The following is a 5,467-nucleotide window of genomic DNA, read 5'->3' on the forward strand; positions in this document are numbered from 1 at the left end:
TCCCCACCCCTATAACTACCCACACTCAAACACTATCTCTCCCCCCACCACTCTCTCCCTATTTGTCGTCGGTTTCTCGGGGGGGGGGGGCGCCCCCCCCCCCCAGACCGGGCAGCAGATAGCGGCCGGCGAGGTCGCCGGTGCCGCCGAAGATCACCAATCGTGAGATCACGTGCTTGGCTCCCGCCGTCGCGTGTACGGGGTTCACACCACCGGCGGCAACCCCGGCATGGCCGAATGCTTGCGGAGAATGCCCCATGAACGCACCGAACCGCGCGGATCGACGCCGGATGAGTCATCGGTCATGGTGGCCAGTGTATGCCCTGGTCCAGGGGCTGGAGGCCTTCGTGGATCGTGGCGTCCCAGGGGCCGTGCACCGCGGTCCCGATTCCCGAACGCCGGTTTGGCCGCGGATTCCGAGGGTAGGCGCCTGGCGTTGTCGAAACGGTCGGCCCCGGCGTGCCGGGGTCGCGACGATAGGAGGTTCGAGTGGTTTCCCGAGATGTGATCGCACAGCTCGAGCAAGATGTGACCACCGCCGAGGACGCGGGCGATCACGAGACCGCCGAGCGGTTGCGGCGCGAGGTGGCCGAGGCCGAGCGGTCCGCGGCCGAGGGCCATGACATCGGTAGCGATGACGCATGAGGAATTGGGGCGGTTGATCGCCGAGCGTGCCCGGCGCTGTGGTGTCGGGATCGCGGTGGCGGAATCGCTGACCGCCGGCAATCTGGCGGCCGCCCTGGGGGCCGCACCCGGCTCCGGGGAATGGTTCCTCGGGGGCGTGGTGGCCTATTCGAAGCAGGCCAAGCAGCGGGCACTGGGGTTGCCGGACGTGCCGGTGGTGTGCGAGCGCGCCGCCGAGGCGATGGCGCGGGGAGTCCGGGAACTCCTCGCCGCGGATTTCGCCGTGGCGGTGACGGGGGTCGGCGGTCCCGATACGCAGGACGGCGAACCGGTGGGTTCGGTCTGGTTCGCGGCGGCGACGCCGGCGGGCGCCACCACCTGGCATCACCGGTTCGACGGCGAACCGGGGCAGATCCTCGACCGGACCGTTACCTGCGCGCTGGAGAAGATCGCCGAGTTCGTGGGCGAACAGCTGCCCGCGCGGGGCAGCGCGTAGCGGACGTGACGATGCCCGATCCGCCATACGGCGGCGGGTATCGCGCGTGCGGAAGGAGGAGCAGCGATGAAGGCAGTGGTATGGCAGGGCCGCCGGGACGTCGGGGTCGAAACCGTCCCCGATCCCCGGATCGAGGCGCCCACCGACGCGATCGTCCGGGTGACCTCCTCGGGGATATGCGGATCCGACCTGCATTTGTACGAGGTACTCGGTCCCTATATGAGCCGGGGCGACATCCTGGGCCATGAACCCATGGGCATCGTCGAGGAGGTCGGCAGCGAAGTCGCGAACCTGCGCCGCGGCGACCGCGTGGTCATCCCTTTCCAGATCAGCTGTGGCACCTGCTATATGTGCGCGCAGGGCCTGCCGACCCAGTGCGAGACGACGCAGGTGTCGGAGCAGGGCAGTGGCGCGGCCCTGTTCGGATATTCCGAGCTCTACGGCCGGGTCCCCGGAGGACAGGCGGAGTACCTGCGGGTGCCGCACGCCGGCGCCACCCATATCAAGGTGCCGGAAGGGCCGGACGACCAGCGATTCCTGTACCTCTCGGATGTGCTGCCCACCGCCTGGCAGGCCGTGGAATACGCCGATGTCGGGGCCGGGGAATCGGTCACCGTATTGGGTCTGGGCCCGATCGGGGATATGGCGTGCCGGGTAGCGGCGCATCGGGGCTGCCGGGTGATCGGGGTGGACAGGGTGCCGGAACGCCTGGCGCGGGTCGCGGCCCGGGGCATCGAGACCATCGACCTCGATGAGGCCGGTGACCGGCTGGGCGAGGCGATCCGCGATCGCACCGACGGCCGGGGAACCGACGCGGTCATCGACGCGGTGGGTATGGAAGCGCACGGGTCACCCGTCGGCTCCGCCGCGCAACGGGCCGTGGCGCATATGCCCGACGCGCTGGCCGAGAAGGTCAGTGATACCGCGGCCATCGATCGGCTGGGGGCGTTGCACAGCGCGATCGATATCGTGCGACGCGGCGGGACGATATCGCTCATCGGGGTGTACGGCGGGATGGTCGATCCGATCCCGATGCGGGTGCTGTTCGACAAGCAGATCCAATTGCGGATGGGCCAGGCCAATGTCACCCGGTGGGCCGACGACATCATGCCCCTGCTGCTCGACGGGGACCCGCTCGGTGTGGAGACCTTCGCCACGCATCGGCTTCCGCTCGACGCGGCGCCGGCGGCCTACCGGATGTTCCAGGAGAAGTCCGATGGGGCGGTGAAGGTCGTTCTCGACCCGGCCGTCTCGGCCTGAACGTCACGCGCGCCGCTCCGGTGAGTACCGCCGGGCGTCCCGATCCGACCGCACGGCCGGAACCCGTTGTGCCCGCGAAGAGCGGGGCGGTGCGGTGCGATACGGCGCCGGTCCGCGTCCTTGCTAGTTTGTCTGCGAACGAGTACGGCTCGCGGCCGCGGGCCGGTTTCAGCAGGACAGAAGAAGAGGTCGATGCCGGACACGAACTATTCGACCGACCGCCACCTGGTCGGGCGTGGCATTGCCGATATCACCGGCGAACCGGTCGAGGCCGGCATGCTCGGCTACGGCAAGGCCGATCAGAAGGCGACCGGAATACACCTCCGGTTACGTTCCCGTGCTTTCGTTTTCGTCGATCCGATCGTGGACCAGCGGGTACTGCTGGTCGTGAACGACCTGCCCCTGATCTTCTCCAGTGTCACCCAGGAGGTGCTGCGCCGGCTGGCGCAACGTTTCGGGGATATCTACACGGAGTCGAATGTCATGCTCACCGCGACCCACACCCACTGCGGGCCCGGCGGTTATTCGCATCACCGGTTGTACAACGGCTCGGGCGGGTACCGGCCGGCGACCTTCGCGGCGATCGTCGACGGCATCGTCGAAGCGATCGAGCGCGCGCACGAGGATATCGCCCCGGCCACCCTGCGCCTGGCCCATGGCGAATTGCGTGAGGCCAGTGTCAACCGCTCCCGGGCCGCGTTCGACCGGAATCCGCAGGACGAGCGGGATTTCTTTCCCGACGGCATCGATCCGCAGACCACCCTGCTGCGTATCGATCGCGACGGCGAACCGGTCGGCGCCGTCAACTGGTTCGCGACCCACTGCACCTCGATGACGAACCACAACACGCTGATCAGCGGTGACAACAAGGGGTACGCGGCCTACCACTGGGAGCACGTGGTGGAGGGTGTGAACTACCTGGCCGACCCCGACCCCGACTTCGTCGCGGCCTTCGCGCAGACCAACGCCGGTGATATGTCGCCCAACCTGGACGGTGGTCCCGGCGCGGGTCCTACCTCCGACGAGTTCGAGAACACCCGGATCATCGGATTGCGCCAGTACGAGGTCGCGGCGAAACTCGCCGCGGGATATATGCCGCGGATGGCCGGTGCCATCGATTCCCGGTCGGTCAACGTCGATCTGTCGGCGGTGACCGTATCGGCGGAGTTCACCGGAGACGAACGCGAACACCGTACCGGCCGCCCGGCCGGGGGTGCGGCCGCTTTCGCCGGCGCGGGCCACGACGGGCCCACGCATTGGAAGACCTTCCGCGAGGGGCGCAATCCGGGCTGGGATCTGCTGTCTCGGTGCGCATACCGGTTCGCGCCCGCGCTGCGGGACGCCCAGGCGCCCAAGGCGATCGTCGCCCCGGGCGGCCTGCTGAACCGGTTCGGACCGTACGTACAGGAGATAGTGCCGGTCCAACTCCTGCAGATCGGCGAGCTGTATCTGCTGGGTATCCCGGGTGAGGTGACGATCGCGGCCGGCCTGCGGCTGCGGCGGACGGTGGCGGCGATACTGGGTGCCGAGCCGGCCGCTGTGCTGATCGCCGGGTACAGCAACGCCTATATCCATTACGTGACCACTCCCGAGGAGTACGACGCCCAGCGTTATGAGGGGGCGAGCACCCTGTTCGGCCGATGGGAGCTACCGGCCCTGCAGCAGGTCGCGGCGCGGCTGGCGACCGCGATGCGTGCGGGGGAGCCCGCCTCGTCCGATATCACCGCTCCGGATCTGTCCGAGGCGCAGCGGGCCGCGAAGGCCGTACCGCAGCCGGACTTCCCGCCGGTCGGCTACGAATTCGGTGATGTGCTCACCGCGCCCGAGCCGGCCTACCGCGCCGGGGAACCGGTAACCGTCGAATTCGCCGGCGCCTACCCGAATCACGACCTGCATCGCGGCAGTACCTATCTCATGGTGCAGCGGCGCGACGGGGAACGCTGGCGGACGATCGCCGACGACAGCGACTGGACCACCACCTTCCGATGGTCGCGCGGTCCCGCCTCGAGTTCGCGGATCACCATCGCGTGGCACAGCCCCGCCGACGCGACTGCGGGTAGCTACCGGATCCGGTACTTCGGCGACGCGGTGAAATCCGGTACCGACCGTATCCCCATCAGCGGCACCTCGCCCGAGTTCCAGATCCACGACGAGGACGACTGACCGACCCCGGATGCCCCGCCGTCGAGCGGGGCCGTATGAAGCGGTCGCCGACGGGGTCCGGGTGTCACTCGCCGGTGCGGAGTGCGGCGGTGGCGAGGGTGGTGTAATCCATGGTGAATACACCACCCAGCCCGTCTATGGCCGCGCCGACCGCGTCCAGGATCTCCGCCAGCTGATCGGGGCGCAGTCCGGTGAGGCCCCCGGTCGTGGGAAGCAGTTCGAGCCATTCATCCCGGGTATAGGACCGCTGCCAGTCGAATTGCCACTGTTCGGGTTCGTCGAACTGCCCGGTCGCGCGGATGCGGTCGGCGAAACTCGTATATCCGGCCCGATACAGTTCGAGAGGACGGCGGGCCGGCCCCGCGGCGAAGGGGGAATCCGGCACCACCCGCGCGAAGGCGGTGGCGAAGGGTGCCGCGATATCGGCCGGTGGTTCGTAGACGTGACCGAAAATCGCCAGCCGTCCCCCGGGGCGCAGTAGTTCGGCCGCCTTGGCCGGGCCGGCGCCCGGGTCGACCCAATGCCACGACTGCGCGGCGACGACCGCGTCGAATCTCCGTCCGCCCGGCTGCCATTCCTCGAAGGTCGCGACCTCCACGCGCAGGCCGCGTGCCCGCGCGAATTCGGCCATCCGGGCGTCGGGCTCGATTCCGAGTACCGCGCAGCCCGCCGCCTGGAACTGGCAGGCCGCGATACCGGTACCGGAGCCGATATCGAGCACTTCGGCGCCGGGCGTCCCGGCGAGAACGCGCGCGATCAATTCCTCGGGGTAGCGGGGGCGGGCCCGGTCGTAGCGCTGGGCATCGATACCGAATGAGGTCGCCATCTCCCGCGAATCTTTGGCACGATCGCGGCCCGGACCCGACCTGGCCGACCCCGCAACCGCCACCCGCGCCGCCTTGCGGCGGCTGGCCCGCCGCTACC

5 protein-coding genes are annotated in these 5,467 nt (G+C 69.0%); 4 read left to right on the forward strand and 1 reads right to left on the reverse strand.

Translation table 11 applies throughout. The features are described 5' to 3' along the window. Positions 1-489: 489 nt before the first annotated feature. The 4 genes from ACWDU1_RS28870 (at position 490) to ACWDU1_RS28885 (ending at position 4,543) form a co-directional block, all read left to right on the forward strand. A complete protein-coding gene (locus ACWDU1_RS28870) occupies positions 490-645 on the forward strand; it encodes a hypothetical protein (RefSeq protein WP_450003274.1) in 156 nt (51 codons plus the stop codon). Then, positions 635-1,120 (forward strand): CinA family protein, encoded by a 486-nt coding sequence (locus ACWDU1_RS28875; RefSeq protein ID WP_450003275.1) that lies wholly within the window; start codon positions 635-637, stop codon positions 1,118-1,120. Before ACWDU1_RS28870 ends, ACWDU1_RS28875 begins: the two co-directional genes overlap by 11 nt. Positions 1,121-1,186: 66 nt before the next feature. After that, the gene (locus ACWDU1_RS28880; RefSeq protein ID WP_450003277.1) at positions 1,187-2,380 is read left to right on the forward strand and encodes a zinc-dependent alcohol dehydrogenase; all 1,194 of its coding nucleotides are present in this window, start codon (positions 1,187-1,189) and stop codon (positions 2,378-2,380) included. A 192-nt stretch (positions 2,381-2,572) separates the two neighbouring features. Beyond that, positions 2,573-4,543, forward strand: coding sequence for a neutral/alkaline ceramidase (locus ACWDU1_RS28885; RefSeq protein WP_450003278.1), 1,971 nt, complete (start codon positions 2,573-2,575; stop codon positions 4,541-4,543). Positions 4,544-4,607: 64 nt separating this feature from the next. Here the strand turns inward: ACWDU1_RS28885 and ACWDU1_RS28890 are convergent, their stop codons facing one another. Next, positions 4,608-5,369: a class I SAM-dependent methyltransferase gene (locus tag ACWDU1_RS28890; protein WP_450003280.1), complete on the reverse strand. Its 762-nt coding sequence runs from the start codon at positions 5,367-5,369 to the stop codon at positions 4,608-4,610. Positions 5,370-5,467: the final 98 nt, after the last annotated feature.

It is taken from the genome of Nocardia sp. NPDC003345, assembly GCF_053589395.1.